The organism is Serratia sp. BIGb0163 (genome assembly GCF_024809935.1).
In the GTDB taxonomy this organism is placed as follows: Bacteria; Pseudomonadota; Gammaproteobacteria; order Enterobacterales; family Enterobacteriaceae; genus Serratia; species Serratia quinivorans.
In genome coordinates, this window is record NZ_JANUDZ010000009.1 from 33,547 (window position 1) to 47,311 (window position 13,765).

Genomic DNA, 13,765 nt, shown 5'->3' on the forward strand with positions numbered 1-13,765 from the left:
ACCTATCCCCGCCCCTAAAGACGAGAAAAATCATTGAAAAGTGCAAGACCCATTAAAAGCACCAACACGATCGAACCTATGCGGTAACTGTAGTCCTGTACTCGCTCGGAAACCGGCCCACCCTTCAGCTTTTCTATCGCCAGGAAGAGGAGATGCCCACCATCTAACACCGGTAATGGGAACAGGTTGATGATACCCAGGTTGACACTGATCAACGCCAGAAACATCAGATAATACACAAACCCGACCCCAGCTGACGCCCCTGCTCCCTGTGCAATCGAAATCGGGCCACTCAGGTTGTTCAGCTTTACATCACCGGTTATTAATTTACCCAGCATTTTGACCGTAAGGCTCATAAGCTGCCAGGTCTTGTCCCCGGCCTGATACAGCGCCGGGAAAGGTCCATACTGGCGAATCGTCTTATACTCGTCCGGCAGCGGCAACACTTTCGGAATGATGCCGGCAAAACCCACCGATTTGTCTTTTCCCACCGGCTTTGTATCCGGTATCAGCGTCAAAGACAAGGGGGCGCCGTTTCTTTCGATCTCTAAAGCCAGCGGTTGCCCTGGACCGTTGTGTATCCGTTTCACCAACGTTTGCCAACGACCCAATAACTGACCATCGACTTTAACGATCCTGTCCCCCGCTTGTAAACCCGCCTTTTGCGCTGCCGACCCCGGCTGCACTTCGGCAAGGACAGATTCTATCTGCGGGCCGCGCGGAATGATACCCAACGCCACCACGGGATCCTGTTTGTCCGGTTCAAAATTCCACTGGCGCAAATCCAGGGTTTTGGTCACCACACTGGAAGAACCAAACGGCGCGATACCCACCTCGGTTTCTGCGTCGCCAATCTTCGCCACCAGTGCCAGACGAACTGATTCCCAATCAGGCGTTTCGATGCCATCTACGGACTTAAGTTCCATTCCAGGCGAAATTTCAGCGTGGGCTGCAATCGATTGGGGAGCGATTTCACCGATTACCGGGCGGAAACTGGGCACGCCGATAATGAATACCAGCCAGTAAGCAAGGATAGCAAACAGGAAATTGGCGATAGGACCGGCACTGATGATAGCGGCACGCTGCCAAACGGTTTTGTTGTTAAACGCCTGATGACGGAGTTCCGGTGCGACCGAATCAACCCGCTCATCGAGCATCTTCACGTAGCCGCCAAGCGGGATCAGGGCAATCACGTACTCCGTACCCTGACGGTCGGTACGACGCCACAGGGCGCGGCCGAAGCCAATGGAGAAGCGTTCTACACGGACGCCGCAGCGACGGGCGACCCAAAAGTGCCCGAACTCATGCACGGTGATCAATACACCGAGCGCAACAAGAAATGCGACTAAGTTCCAGAGCACGCTAACCATAATCCCTTCACTCCCCGCCGTTGACGGATTAAAACACTAACAGCATCAGGCAGGCAAATACAGGCACTGCTGCGGTCAGGCTATCGATACGATCCAGTATGCCGCCATGACCCGGTATCAAATGACCGCTGTCTTTGATACCCGCTTCGCGTTTGAACATGCTCTCGGTAAGATCGCCCAGCACTGAGGCCAGCACGGCAATCACCGAACAAATCAGTAAGGTTGTCGGCACCACATTGAGCGGGGCATAACGACCAAACAGCCAGGATATCAGGGCCGAAGTAATCAGGCCACCGACCAGCCCTTCCCAGGTTTTCCCCGGAGAAACTTTGGGTGCCAGCTTATGCTTGCCGAACAGTTTGCCGAACATGTAGGCACCGGAATCCGCGCCCCAAACCAGCAACATCACATACAGCAGCCACCAGGCGCCGGTGAAGTGGTTTTGTTCGTAGCCGAACTGACGCAGCGATAGCATACCCCAGAAGAACGGCACTATGGTCAGCAGACCGAAAACCAGACGTATCGGGCGTGAGTTACGCCACAGTGCGGCCGAGCCGGGATAAAACAGCACCAGCAACAGCGCCACCAGCCACCAAGCCATTGACAGCCACAGCGAACCGCCTACCTGAAGTAAATGGACCGACTGATGATAGGCCGGAATACTGAGCATCATCAACGCCAGCAGGAAGCCGCACAATATCGCCAACCAGATGCGCTGCGAGCGGGAGGTAAATCCGGCCAGTTGGCCCCACTCCCAGGCCGCTAACATGCACACCACGAGTGTTACCAGGGCAAAGCCCACCGGCGGCAGCAAAAACAGCGCCGCGATAACAATCGGAATTAAGATCAGAGCAGTTATGAGGCGATACTTCAGCAAAAGTTCCCCCTAGGACGCATTGGCGCCGATAGGTGTTGTTCCCCCGAAGCGACGCTCGCGTTGTGCAAATGCATTCAGCGCACCTTCAAAGACAAGTTCATCAAAATCAGGCCAGAGTACATCAGTAAAGTAAAGTTCGGCATAAGCAATTTGCCACAGCAAGAAGTTACTGATGCGATGTTCGCCACCGGTACGGATCACCAAATCCACCGGCGACAGATCGTTCATGCAGATCCGCTCACCCAGTAACTCTTCGCTGATTTGATCCGGACGCAGTGAACCGTCCTTCACCTGCTCAGCCAGTTCCCTTACTCCCTGAATAATATCCCAACGGCCGCCATAGTTGGCAGCAATGTTGAGCGTCAGGCCATCGTTATTTTCTGTCAGTTGCTCGGAGCGACGGATCCGCTCCTGCAAGCGCGTGCTGAAACGGCTGATATCACCGATCACTCGCAGTCTGACGTTATGTTTATGCAGGCTTTTTACTTCACTGTCCAAGGCGCGGACGAAAAGCTCCATCAAAGCGGAAACTTCCTGCACTGGACGATTCCAGTTCTCGCTGCTGAAGGCATAAAGCGTGAGCGCATCTAAATGGTTGTTGGCGGCAAAACTGACCGCGCGACGCACCGATTTCACCCCTGCTTTATGACCGAAGACACGTAACTTACCCTGACGTTTAGCCCAGCGCCCGTTGCCGTCCATAATAATGGCGACATGTCGTGGCCCCAGAGTGGACAGATTAGCCTCTTGTTGATTTGCGGACGACATAACTCGTACTTATTTCCTCAATAGAAATACAACTGCCCTTCCGGAACATCAGGCCCTTACGCGCAAAAAAAGCCGTGTGCCCGACACGGCTTTTCAGACTGCCTTGCGACAGCCGGTAATCTGCGCTGTACTATCGGCATTCGAGATGTCAATCAGGCCATAATTCAACGGTATAACCGCTGAAAGGTGGCGCAGACTATACCACCTCAGCAAGGCCTGAACAAACGGCCCCACTGCGGCACGCGTAATTTGCGAACAAAATAGGATAATTGCCGGTATCAGTTATGCAGTGATTTAACCAATCCAACCGCAACCTCACGCGCCTGGCGATCTATTTCTAAGACCGCATCAATGCAGGACGGTTCCTGCAGTGACAGCCGTTCGACTACTTTTTGGTTCACTGCCGCAATATCGGTAAAGCGAATCTGCTCCTGCAGGAAAGCCGCCACGGCCACTTCGTTAGCCGCGTTCAGCGCGGTAGTCGCCGCCTGACCGGCATCAAAGGCCTCAATGGCCAGATACAGGCAGGGATAGCGTTCCCGTTCAGGCTCGGCAAAGGTCAGCGAGCCGATGCGGCAGAAATCCAGTGCTTCCACACCAGAATTAACGCGCTGAGGATAAGCCATCGCATGGGCGATCGGCGTACGCATATCCGGCGTGCCCAACTGGGCCAGTACGCTGCCATCGGTGTAACGAACCATCGAGTGGATCACCGACTGCGGATGCAGAATCACTTCCATTTGCTCGGCCGAGGCGTTAAACAGCCAGCGGGCCTCAATATATTCCAGTCCTTTGTTCATCATGGTGGCGGAGTCCACCGAGATCTTGCGCCCCATCGACCAATTGGGATGGGCACAGGCCTGATCCGGCGTCATCGTGGTGAACTGCTCCAGCGGCGTAGTGCGGAACGGGCCGCCAGAACCGGTAAGCACGATGCGCGACACACCATGACTCTCTAATGAAGAGTATCCCAACTGACGCTGAATGCTCTCAGGCAAACTCTGAAAAATGGCGTTATGTTCGCTGTCGAGCGGCAGTAACTGCGTCTTGCTCTGTTGCACCGCGTCCATAAACAGACGCCCGCAGGTGACCAGCGACTCTTTGTTCGCCAGCAGCACCTGCTTGCCGGCACGAATTGCCGCCAGCGTTGGCAGCAGGCCGGCAGCGCCCACAATGGCTGCCGTGACCTGGTCGACGTCGTCCAATGCCGCCAACTCACAGGCCGCCTGCTCGCCCGCCATCACCTCGGTGGCAATACCGTTTTCCGCCAGCAGAGTACGCAGTTCACGCGCAGCGCCTTCGTCCGCCATCGCGGCATACGCCGGGCGAAATTCGATGCACTGTTGCGCCATAACCGCGACATTGCGGCCGGCAACCAGCGCTTTAATCGCAAAACGGTCGGGATTTTCCCTGACCACGGCCAGGGTACTGGTCCCCACTGAGCCGGTGGAACCAAGAATAGTCAGTTGCTTCATGAGCTCACTCTGAATAACTGTCTGATGAGATCGGAGGTGCTCCAGTGTGTAACCTTGGCCACCACTTGTCCATGATCAATCAGTACGATGAAACGGGATCTGCGCCACAAAAAACAAAGCGCCGCCCAGGCGACGCTTTGTTTCTGCGCGATGCTGATTAGAATTCCATCAGCTCTTTTTCTTTATCCGCCAGAGCGGCATCCAGAAGTTTGATGTAAGCATCGGTCAGTTTCTGAACGTCGTCCTGTGAACGACGATCTTCATCTTCGCTGATTTCTTTGTCTTTCAGCAGCGCTTTAACCTTGTCGTTGGCATCACGGCGCACGTTACGAACCGCTACACGGCCCTGCTCAGCTTCATTACGCACGATCTTGATCAGATCTTTACGGCGCTCTTCGGTCAATGCAGGAAGTGGAACACGGATGTCGCTACCGGCTGAAGATGGGTTCAGACCCAGATCGGAGCTCATGATTGCCTTTTCAACAGCGGCACTGATAGAGCGGTCAAATACGTTAATTTTCAGCGTACGAGAATCTTCTACCGTCACGCTAGCCAGCTGACGCAGCGGCGTAGATGCGCCGTAATATTCAACCATGATGCCGTCCAGGATGCTCGGAGAAGCGCGGCCGGTACGGATTTTACTGATTTGGTTTTTGAATGCTTCTACGCTTTTTTCCATGCGTGAATCAGCATCTTTTCTGATTTCATTAATCACGTTGCGAACCCTTGAAAGCTGGATACTTGGCAGGCCATACCACAGTATAGCCCGTGAATTTTACTCAAGGAAAGCGCGCTACGCCTGGCGTTAGCCGCTCCCGCTAAATTTGGCAGACCCGCCTTATTTGCTGATCAGCGTGCCTTCGTTTTCACCCATCACTACCCGGCGCAGCGCACCCGGCTTGTTCATGTTGAATACGCGGATTGGCAGACCGTGATCGCGAGCCAGCGTAAATGCCGCCAGATCCATCACTTTCAGCTCACGTTCCAACACGTCCTGATAGGTTATATGTTCGTACAGTGTGGCATCCGGATTTTTAACCGGGTCAGCGGAGTATACACCATCCACTTTAGTCGCTTTCAATACCACATCCGCTTCAATCTCGATCCCGCGCAGGCACGCCGCAGAATCGGTAGTGAAGAACGGGTTGCCGGTACCGGCGGAGAAGATCACCACGCGATTATTACGCAGCAGGCTGATCGCCTCGGCCCAGCTGTAGTTGTCGCACACGCCGTTCAACGGAATTGCCGACATCAGGCGAGCGTTCACATAGGCACGGTGCAGTGCATCACGCATAGCCAGACCGTTCATCACGGTAGCCAGCATTCCCATGTGGTCGCCCACTACGCGGTTCATGCCGGCTTGTGCCAGGCCCGCGCCGCGGAACAGGTTACCGCCGCCAATAACTACACCGACCTGAATTCCCAGTTCGACCAGCTCTTTAACTTCCTGAGCCATGCGATCCAAAACGCTAGCGTCGATACCAAAACCTTCTGCACCTTGCAGGGCTTCGCCACTCAGTTTAAGCAGAATACGCTGATATACGGGTTTTGCATTGGTTGCCATGGTGATCTGTCCTAAGAAGCAGTATTAGTATTGGGGATTTCAGCCGATGAAACGCGCCTGTGCTGTGTATCATGCCACAGGGCTTGCCACCGGTGTAATTCTGGCTGGATAAAATGGAACCGCCAGACGGCGGCCCCATTAACAGTCATTAAGACTGCTTGCTCATTGCTGCAACTTCAGCAGCAAAGTCGTTCTCAACTTTAGCGATGCCTTCGCCCACTTCGAAGCGGATGAAGTTAACCACGTCAGCGTTGTGCTCTTTCAGCACCTGGCCAACGGTTTTGCTTGGTTCGATAACGAAAGGCTGACCGGTCAGGGAAACTTCGCCGGTGAATTTCTTCATGCGGCCTTCAACCATTTTCTCAGCGATTTCTTTCGGCTTGCCAGACTGCATGGCGATGTCCAACTGAACCTGGTACTCTTTTTCTACCACTTCAGCAGACACGTCTTCAGGCTTAACGAATTCAGGCTTGCTTGCCGCAACGTGCATGGCAATTTGCTTAACCAGCTCTTCGTCAGCACCGGTAGCTGCGATCAGAACGCCAATACGCGCACCGTGCAGGTAGCTACCCAGCACTTCGCCTTCCAGGGAAGCAACGCGACGGATGTTGATGTTCTCACCGATTTTTGCAACCAGCGCTACACGTTCTTCTTCGAACTGTGCTTTCAACACTTCAACGTCAGTGATTTTGCCGGCAAAAGCAGCATCCAGCACTTTGTCAGCGAATGCCTGGAAACCAGCATCTTTAGCTACGAAGTCAGTCTGGCAGTTAACTTCCAGGATCAGACCGTAGTTGCCTTCAATCTTGGTTTTGATCACGCCGTCAGCAGCTACGTTGCCTGCTTTTTTCGCCGCTTTGATCGCACCAGATTTACGCATGTTTTCGATTGCCAGCTCGATGTCGCCGTTAGACTCAACCAGAGCTTTTTTACAATCCATCATGCCAGCGCCAGTACGCTCACGCAGTTCTTTTACCAGAGCAGCGGTAATATCAGCCATTTCTTTTTCCTCGGTTATCTCACGTGGAGACAGTTCTCATTCAGATAAGCAAAGGGGGCCTATAAAGGCCCCCCTAACCAACATATTCAATACCTGGTTAATAAGGGCTCAGTGACGAGCTTGCCTTATTATTCAGCTTCTACGAAGCTTTCTTCCGCTTGAACGGCCAGATCTTGAGAACGACCTTCACGGACGGCGGCAGCAACGGCAGTCAGGTACAATTTGATTGCACGGATTGCATCGTCGTTACCAGGGATGATGAAGTCAACGCCGTCTGGATCGGAGTTGGTATCAACGATAGAGAATACCGGGATACCCAGGTTGTTGGCTTCTTTGATCGCGATGTGTTCGTGATCAGCATCGATTACGAACAGAGCGTCAGGCAGACCACCCATGTCCTTGATACCACCCAGGGAGTTTTCCAGCTTGGCCAGTTCGCGAGTACGCATCAGCGCCTCTTTCTTGGTCAGCTTGTCAAAGGTGCCATCTTGAGACTGGATTTCCAGATCTTTCAAACGCTTGATTGACTGACGAACGGTTTTCCAGTTAGTCAGCATGCCGCCCAACCAGCGATGGTTCACGAAGAACTGGTCGCAGCCGGTAGCATATTCTTTTACCGCTTCGCTTGCTGCGCGCTTGGTACCAACGAACAGGATCTTACCTTTACGGGAAGAGATCTTGGTCAGTTCAGCCAGTGCTGCGTTGGCCATTGGTACAGTTTTTTCCAGGTTGATGATGTGAACCTTGTTACGTGCGCCGAAGATGAAAGGCTTCATTTTCGGGTTCCAGTAACGGGTCTGGTGACCAAAGTGTACACCGGCCTGGAGCATGTCGCGCATGGAAACAGTTGCCATGATTAAACCTCTATAGAGTTAGTTGGGGTTATGCCTCCACGTATCCCATAACGCCGACCCTGGCGGTGATAAATCACCTCAGGGCACCCCGGCGGATGTGCCGATACGTGTGTGTTATTTACACAAAGTGAGTGCAGTTAAAGTATTTTCGGCCTATTCCGCCATTATCACAAGGAAGATGTGCGGATCTGCCGGCGCGCTTTATACCATAAACCCACCCCGGACACCAACTTTTGTTGCCAGGCGCAGGCCGGCGAGAAATCAAATTTGGCAGCCTCAGGCCGGGCTGATACCATAAGAGACTGCTTCTTATTTCTTTCTGTTGTCGGCGAGCACGACACCTGCGGACGAATTTCATGGCAATCTCAATTAAAACACCTGATGACATCCAAAAAATGCGCGTGGCCGGCCGACTGGCTGCCGAAGTGCTGGAAATCATTGAGCCGCACGTCAAACCTGGCGTGACCACCGGCGAACTCGATCGTATCTGTCACGATCACATCACCAACCAGCAGCAGGCGATCTCTGCCTGTCTGGGCTACCACGGTTTCCCGAAATCCGTGTGTATCTCGGTGAATGAAGTGGTCTGCCACGGCATCCCGAGCGATGACAAGGTCCTGAAAGACGGCGACATCGTTAATATCGACGTTACCGTCATCAAAGACGGTTTCCACGGTGATACTTCTAAAATGTTCATCGCCGGTAAACCGACCATTCTGGGCGAGCGCCTGTGCCGCATCACTCAGGAAAGCCTGTATCTGTCGCTGAAAATGGTGAAGCCGGGTATCCGCCTGCGCACGCTGGGCAAAGAGATCCAGAAATTCGTCGAGGCCGAGAATTTCTCGGTGGTTCGCGAGTACTGCGGCCACGGCATTGGTGAAGTGTTCCACGAGGAACCTCAGGTGCTGCACTATGACGCTGACGACGGCGGCGTGGTGCTGCAGGCTGGTATGGCCTTCACCATCGAGCCGATGGTCAATGCCGGTGATTACCGCATTCGCACCATGAAAGACGGCTGGACGGTAAAAACCAAAGATCGCAGCTTGTCGGCGCAGTATGAGCATACTATTGTGGTCACGGATAACGGCTGCGAGATAATGACGTTGCGCAAGGATGACACCATCCCCAACATCATTACGCACGAGATGTAAGCGCCGCGGCGTTTTGCCGCGATGCATGATGTCACAGGCCGGCTTTTGCCGGCCTTTTTTATGGGCTGCGTATTATGTCTGAAAACTTTCGCCAACAAGACACCTCGGTCATTTCGCCACAGGCCGTACCGGTGCAGCCTGAATATCCCAACGCCTATGGCGATGAGGAGATTAACTGCATCGCGCTGAAACAACGCCTGGAGCAGTTCCAATTATGGCTGGCGGCAGCGTTCAACGCCGGTTCCAGCGCCGAAAGCCTGGTAGCGGCCCGCAGTGACTTTATCGACCGCCTGCTGCGCCGCCTGTGGGTCTTCTACGGGTTCGAGGATATTCCGGAAACCGCGCTGGTTGCCGTTGGCGGCTATGGCCGTGGCGAGCTGCATCCGCTCTCAGACATTGACGTGCTGGTGCTCAGCCAGCGCCGCCTGAATGAACAGCAATCCCAACGCGTGGGGGAATTTATCACCCTGCTGTGGGATCTGAAGCTGGAAGTCGGCCACAGTGTGCGAACCCTGGAAGAATGCCTGCTGGAAGGGCTGGCGGACCTGACCGTCGCCACCAACCTGATTGAATCGCGGATGATCTGCGGCGATGTCGCACTGTTTCTGCAAATGCAAAAACATATCTTCAGCGATGGCTTCTGGCCCTCCCCGCAATTTTTCCACGCCAAGGTGGTTGAGCAGCAGGAACGCCATCAGCGATACCACGGTACCAGCTACAACCTGGAACCGGATATCAAGAGCAGCCCCGGTGGCCTGCGCGATATTCACACCTTGCTGTGGGTGGCGCGTCGTCACTTTGGCGCCACATCACTTGACGAAATGGTCGGCTTCGGCTTTCTCACTCAGGCCGAGCGCAACGAGCTGAACGAATGCCAGAGCTTCCTGTGGCGCATCCGCTTCGCACTGCACCTGGTGCTGCCGCGCTACGACAACCGTTTACTGTTCGATCGCCAGCTCAACGTGGCACAGTTACTGCGTTATGAGGGGGAAGGCAACGAACCGGTTGAACGCATGATGAAGGATTTTTATCGCATGACGCGCCGCGTCGGCGAGCTGAATCACATGCTGCTGCAGCTGTTCGACGAGGCAATTCTGGCGCTGGACGCGACGGAAAAACCGCGTCCGCTGAACGACGATTTCCAACTGCGCGGCGATCTGATCGACCTGCGTGATGAAACGCTGTTTATCCGCCAGCCGGAATCCATCATGCGGATGTTCTACCTGATGGTACGCAACCGTGAGATCAAAGGCATTTATTCCACCACAGTGCGCCAGCTGCGTCATGCGCGCCGCCATTTGAAGCAGCCGCTCTGCACCATTCCTGAGGCACGCGAACTGTTTATGGCCATTCTGCGCCACCCCGGCGCGGTCTCCCGGGCGTTGGTGCCGATGCACCGCCACAGCGTGCTGTGGGCCTATATGCCACAGTGGGGCAAAATCGTCGGGCAAATGCAGTTCGATCTGTTCCACGCCTACACCGTCGACGAACACACCATTCGCGTCCTGCAAAAACTGGAAAGCTTTGCCGATGCCGAAACGCGACCGCGCCATCCGCTGTGTGTCGAGCTGTATCCACGCCTGCCGAATCCGGAACTGCTACTGCTGGCTGCCCTGTTCCACGATATCGCCAAAGGGCGCGGCGGCGACCATTCGATCCTCGGTGCGCAGGACGTGCTGGAGTTCGCCGAAGTCCATGGGCTGAATTCCCGCGAGGCCCAACTGGTCGCCTGGCTGGTGCGTTGTCATCTGCTGATGTCAGTGACCGCCCAACGCCGCGACATTCAGGACCCGACCGTTATTCAGCAGTTCAGCGCCGAAGTGCAGAGCGAAACCCGTCTGCGTTATCTGGTCTGCCTGACGGTGGCGGATATCTGCGCCACCAATGAAACCCTGTGGAACAGTTGGAAACAGAGCCTGTTGCGCGAGCTGTATTTTGCCACAGAAAAACAGCTGCGCCGCGGCATGCAAAACAGCCCGGATCTGCGCGAACGCGTACGTCATCATCGCCTGCAGGCTTTGGCGTTGTTGCGCATGGACAATATCGACGAGGAGGCGCTGCACCGCATCTGGAGCCGCTGTCGCGCCGATTACTTCCTGCGTCATTCACCCAACCAGTTGGCCTGGCATGCGCGCCATTTGCTGGCCCATGACTCCACCAAACCGCTGGTGCTGGTCAGCCGGCAGGCCACGCGTGGCGGCACCGAAATTTTCATCTGGAGCCCGGATCGCCCTTACCTGTTTGCCGCCGTGGCCGGGGAGATGGATCGCCGTAACCTGAGCGTACATGACGCGCAGATCTTCACTAATCGTGACGGCATGGCAATGGATACCTTTATCGTACTGGAGCCGGACGGCAGCCCGCTGGCCCAGGACCGCCACACGGCGATCCGCCACGCACTGTTGCAGGCCATTACCCAGCGGGAATATCAGCCGCCGCGCGTGCGCAGGCCGTCTTCCAAGCTGCGTCATTTTAGCGTGCCGACCGAAGTCAGTTTCCTGCCGACCCATACCGACCGTCGCAGCTATCTGGAACTGACCGCACTCGACCAGCCCGGTCTGTTGGCTCGGGTGGGCGAAGTGTTCGCCGATCTCAACCTGTCGCTGCACGGCGCACGCATCTCCACTATCGGCGAACGGGTTGAGGATTTATTTATTCTGGCCGACAGCGATCGACGCGCCCTTAACCCGGAAACGCGCAGAAAGTTGGAACAACGGTTGACAGAGGCCCTCAATCCAAACGATAAAATGTGATACAAGTAACCTTTTCGTAGACAACATCAGGACAGAGAACAGCATGCAGCAATTACAAAACGTTATTGAAAACGCCTTCGAACGCCGTGCGGAAATCACCCCGGCGAACGCAGACACCGTAACGCGCGAAGCGGTAAACCAGGTGATCGCCCTGCTGGACAGCGGCGCCCTGCGCGTTGCCGAGAAGATTGACGGTCAGTGGGTAACGCATCAGTGGCTGAAAAAGGCCGTGCTGCTTTCTTTCCGCATCAATGACAACAAAGTGATGGACGGTGCCGAAACCCGTTATTACGACAAAGTGCCAATGAAATTCGCCGATTACGACGAAGCGCGCTTCCAGAAAGAAGGCTTCCGCGTGGTGCCACCAGCCACCGTTCGCCAGGGCGCGTTCATCGCCCGTAATACCGTACTGATGCCATCCTACGTGAACATCGGTGCCTACGTTGACGAAGGCAGCATGGTGGATACCTGGGCAACCGTCGGCTCTTGCGCGCAGATCGGCAAAAACGTTCACCTGTCCGGCGGCGTCGGCATCGGTGGCGTACTGGAGCCCCTGCAGGCCAACCCGACCATCATTGAAGACAACTGCTTTATCGGTGCGCGTTCAGAAGTGGTTGAAGGCGTGATCGTGGAAGAAGGTTCAGTGATCTCCATGGGCGTGTACCTGGGTCAGAGCACCCGCATTTACGACCGTGAAACCGGCGAAGTGCACTACGGCCGCGTACCGGCCGGTTCGGTAGTGGTTTCCGGTAACCTGCCGTCCAAAGATGGCTCTTACAGCCTGTATTGCGCGGTCATCGTCAAGAAGGTCGATGCCAAGACGCGTGGTAAAGTCGGCATTAATGAGTTATTACGCACCATCGACTAAAATAGACATGGCGGGTTAATCACCCGCCATTTTTTTATCTTCATTACGTGAGCAGTCACAGTCTCTGGCGCGGTTATTCGCCATAATCCCAGACCGTGGAATATAGTCTATTTATAAGGTGGCGCTATTATGTATGACAACCTGAAAAGCTTAGGAATCAATCAACCGGAAGATGTCGATCGCTATAGCCTGCGTCAGGAGGCCAATAACGACATTCTTAAGATTTATTTCCGCAAGGATAAAGGCGAATTCTTTGCCAAGAGCGTGAAATTCAAATATCCGCGCCAACGCAAAACGGTCGTCGCTGACAACGCCGGCCAGGGTTACAAAGAAATCCACGAAATTAACCCGAACCTTCGCTACGTCATTGATGAATTGGATCAGCTATGCCAGCGCGATCAGGTGGAAGTCGATCTGAAACGCAAAATTCTTGATGACTTGCGTCATCTGGAAGGCGTGGTCTCCCACAAAATTGCCGAGATCGAATCCGATCTGGAAAAACTGACTCGCGGTAAGTAAAGGTTCAGCGAACTGAGACTACAGATTGTAGGGGCGCAGCATGCTGCGCCCGTATTAATCGGGACGAATATATTCGCCCCTACAGGCGGCAGGTCATTCTATTTCAGCAGCGTGCCCCACTTCTCAACCCACGGGCAAGAAACCACTTCCGGTTCAGGCTGTTCCATCGCATCGATTTCCAACACTTCACCCACGCGGGTGGCGCCTTGTTCCTGCAGCAACGCATCAAAAGCACGCCCGGCACCGCAGAAATTGTCGTAGCTGCTGTCGCCCAGTGCGATCAGCCCATAGCGCAGCTCCGGCTGGTAGCCGACCTGGTCACGGATAGCGTGAAACAGCGGCGCAATGCTGTCCGGCAAATCACCCTGGCCGGTGGTTGAAGTAATCACCAGCGCGTAGTGCTGACGGTAAAACTGCCAGGCCTCAAGCGTGCCTTCTTCAAACAGTTTGACCTCGTGGCCCTGCTCACTGAGGATAGTTTCAGCCTCTTCCGCCACCAATAATGCGTTGCCGTAGACCGTTCCCACGAAGATTCCAACCTGAGCCATTGCCCCTACTCCCTTAAA

The 13,765-nt window shown here is 54.7% G+C and carries 13 protein-coding genes; 4 read left to right on the forward strand and 9 right to left on the reverse strand.

Features of this window, described 5'->3' with window-relative positions; genetic code table 11:
- Positions 1 to 14: 14 nt before the first annotated feature.
- From rseP to rpsB, 8 genes are all read right to left on the reverse strand, one after another.
- On the reverse strand, positions 15 to 1,370 hold the full coding sequence (gene rseP, locus M2406_RS23040) for a sigma E protease regulator RseP (protein WP_012146488.1): 1,356 nt from the start codon (positions 1,368 to 1,370) through the stop codon (positions 15 to 17).
- A 28-nt stretch (positions 1,371 to 1,398) separates the two neighbouring features.
- A complete protein-coding gene (gene cdsA / locus M2406_RS23045) occupies positions 1,399 to 2,247 on the reverse strand; it encodes a phosphatidate cytidylyltransferase (RefSeq protein WP_012146489.1) in 849 nt (282 codons plus the stop codon).
- A 9-nt stretch (positions 2,248 to 2,256) separates the two neighbouring features.
- A complete protein-coding gene (gene ispU, locus M2406_RS23050; RefSeq protein WP_012146490.1) occupies positions 2,257 to 3,015 on the reverse strand; it encodes a (2E,6E)-farnesyl-diphosphate-specific ditrans,polycis-undecaprenyl-diphosphate synthase in 759 nt (252 codons plus the stop codon).
- A 278-nt stretch (positions 3,016 to 3,293) separates the two neighbouring features.
- Positions 3,294 to 4,490 (reverse strand): 1-deoxy-D-xylulose-5-phosphate reductoisomerase, encoded by a 1,197-nt coding sequence (gene ispC / locus M2406_RS23055; RefSeq protein ID WP_017893792.1) that lies wholly within the window; start codon positions 4,488 to 4,490, stop codon positions 3,294 to 3,296.
- A 157-nt stretch (positions 4,491 to 4,647) separates the two neighbouring features.
- Positions 4,648 to 5,205, reverse strand: coding sequence for a ribosome recycling factor (gene frr / locus M2406_RS23060; RefSeq protein ID WP_012146492.1), 558 nt, complete (start codon positions 5,203 to 5,205; stop codon positions 4,648 to 4,650).
- Positions 5,206 to 5,328: 123 nt separating this feature from the next.
- On the reverse strand, positions 5,329 to 6,054 hold the full coding sequence (gene pyrH, locus M2406_RS23065; protein WP_004952223.1) for a UMP kinase: 726 nt from the start codon (positions 6,052 to 6,054) through the stop codon (positions 5,329 to 5,331).
- A 148-nt stretch (positions 6,055 to 6,202) separates the two neighbouring features.
- Entirely contained in the window at positions 6,203 to 7,054 is an 852-nt protein-coding gene (tsf, locus tag M2406_RS23070) for a translation elongation factor Ts (protein WP_012146493.1), read from the reverse strand.
- A gap of 128 nt (positions 7,055 to 7,182) precedes the next feature.
- Positions 7,183 to 7,908 carry a 30S ribosomal protein S2 gene (gene rpsB / locus M2406_RS23075; protein WP_012146494.1) on the reverse strand — a complete coding sequence of 242 codons (726 nt, stop codon included), beginning with the start codon at positions 7,906 to 7,908 and terminating at the stop codon, positions 7,183 to 7,185.
- 356 nt (positions 7,909 to 8,264) lie between these two features.
- Here rpsB and map point away from each other — a divergent pair, with 356 nt between their 5' ends.
- The 4 genes from map to M2406_RS23095 all read left to right on the forward strand — a co-directional run bounded on the left by map (position 8,265) and on the right by M2406_RS23095 (position 13,199).
- Positions 8,265 to 9,059: a type I methionyl aminopeptidase gene (gene map, locus M2406_RS23080; protein ID WP_012146495.1), complete on the forward strand. Its 795-nt coding sequence runs from the start codon at positions 8,265 to 8,267 to the stop codon at positions 9,057 to 9,059.
- 74 nt (positions 9,060 to 9,133) lie between these two features.
- Positions 9,134 to 11,812, forward strand: coding sequence for a bifunctional uridylyltransferase/uridylyl-removing protein GlnD (glnD, locus tag M2406_RS23085; protein WP_012146496.1), 2,679 nt, complete (start codon positions 9,134 to 9,136; stop codon positions 11,810 to 11,812).
- Between the two features lie 43 nt (positions 11,813 to 11,855).
- Complete coding sequence (dapD, locus tag M2406_RS23090) at positions 11,856 to 12,680, forward strand: 2,3,4,5-tetrahydropyridine-2,6-dicarboxylate N-succinyltransferase (RefSeq protein WP_012146497.1); 825 nt, start codon at positions 11,856 to 11,858, stop codon at positions 12,678 to 12,680.
- 129 nt (positions 12,681 to 12,809) lie between these two features.
- Positions 12,810 to 13,199 (forward strand): DUF3461 family protein, encoded by a 390-nt coding sequence (locus M2406_RS23095; protein WP_006318690.1) that lies wholly within the window; start codon positions 12,810 to 12,812, stop codon positions 13,197 to 13,199.
- A gap of 98 nt (positions 13,200 to 13,297) precedes the next feature.
- On the opposite strand, the gene M2406_RS23100 is transcribed toward M2406_RS23095, so the two are convergent.
- Positions 13,298 to 13,747, reverse strand: coding sequence for a flavodoxin (locus tag M2406_RS23100; RefSeq protein WP_017893795.1), 450 nt, complete (start codon positions 13,745 to 13,747; stop codon positions 13,298 to 13,300).
- Positions 13,748 to 13,765: the final 18 nt, after the last annotated feature.

What these genes read in the sequence shown, in the direction of transcription:
- dapD (WP_012146497.1), top strand. Translation starts at nt 11,856, where the DNA reads ATGCAGCAATTACAAAACGTTATTGAAAACGCCTTCGAACGCCGTGCG.
- pyrH (WP_004952223.1), bottom strand. Translation starts at nt 6,054, where the DNA reads ATGGCAACCAATGCAAAACCCGTATATCAGCGTATTCTGCTTAAACTG.
- M2406_RS23095 (WP_006318690.1), top strand. Translation starts at nt 12,810, where the DNA reads ATGTATGACAACCTGAAAAGCTTAGGAATCAATCAACCGGAAGATGTC.
- rseP (WP_012146488.1), bottom strand. Translation starts at nt 1,370, where the DNA reads ATGGTTAGCGTGCTCTGGAACTTAGTCGCATTTCTTGTTGCGCTCGGT.
- tsf (WP_012146493.1), bottom strand. Translation starts at nt 7,054, where the DNA reads ATGGCTGATATTACCGCTGCTCTGGTAAAAGAACTGCGTGAGCGTACT.
- rpsB (WP_012146494.1), bottom strand. Translation starts at nt 7,908, where the DNA reads ATGGCAACTGTTTCCATGCGCGACATGCTCCAGGCCGGTGTACACTTT.
- map (WP_012146495.1), top strand. Translation starts at nt 8,265, where the DNA reads ATGGCAATCTCAATTAAAACACCTGATGACATCCAAAAAATGCGCGTG.
- ispC (WP_017893792.1), bottom strand. Translation starts at nt 4,490, where the DNA reads ATGAAGCAACTGACTATTCTTGGTTCCACCGGCTCAGTGGGGACCAGT.
- glnD (WP_012146496.1), top strand. Translation starts at nt 9,134, where the DNA reads ATGTCTGAAAACTTTCGCCAACAAGACACCTCGGTCATTTCGCCACAG.
- ispU (WP_012146490.1), bottom strand. Translation starts at nt 3,015, where the DNA reads ATGTCGTCCGCAAATCAACAAGAGGCTAATCTGTCCACTCTGGGGCCA.
- M2406_RS23100 (WP_017893795.1), bottom strand. Translation starts at nt 13,747, where the DNA reads ATGGCTCAGGTTGGAATCTTCGTGGGAACGGTCTACGGCAACGCATTA.